Genomic DNA, 520 nt, shown 5'->3' with positions numbered 1-520 from the left:
TGTGTCATATCGGTTGCCTGGCAACAGATGAAAGCGCACGAGATTGCCAAGAGCGTCGGTCAGAGCGAGGATTTTAGTTGTCCAGCCTCCCTTGGATTTGCCGATCGCCTGATTTTGAGTCCCCCTTTAGCGCCGTGTCCATGACGATGGACCGGAACAATGGTGGCGTCGATCATCGCATATTCCATATCCGGATCATCTGAAACCGCCTCGAATATGCGCTCGAAGACGCCCCGCTGCGACCAATAGTCGAAGCGTTTGAAGATCGCATTCCAATCGCCAAAGCCTTCCGGAAGATCACGCCAGGGGCTGTTCGTGCGCGCCTTCCACAGTACGGCTTCGACGAACAGCCGGTTGTCCTTGCCGCTACGCCCTGCGTCCGTCACCTTGCCAAGGCAATGCGGAGCCATCTTCTCCCATTGCTCGTCCGTCAGAACCGTTCGAATCATCAAAACCTCCAAAATGAGGCTTGAATCACTCAAAGGGCGAAAGTGGAATCCTGATTCTCAACAACCCCTAG

Annotated in this window: 1 pseudogene; it reads right to left on the bottom strand. The window is 54.6% G+C overall.

The features are described 5' to 3' along the window. Positions 1–449: pseudogene (locus NKJ26_RS33515) on the bottom strand (IS5 family transposase); the annotation flags it as partial. Positions 450–520: the final 71 nt, after the last annotated feature.

Source organism: Mesorhizobium sp. M0152, assembly GCF_040322415.1.
Taxonomy (GTDB): domain Bacteria; phylum Pseudomonadota; class Alphaproteobacteria; order Rhizobiales; family Rhizobiaceae; genus Mesorhizobium.
The sequence above is the reverse complement of the archived record's forward strand: the minus strand, read 5'-3'. Positions and strand labels throughout refer to the sequence as shown.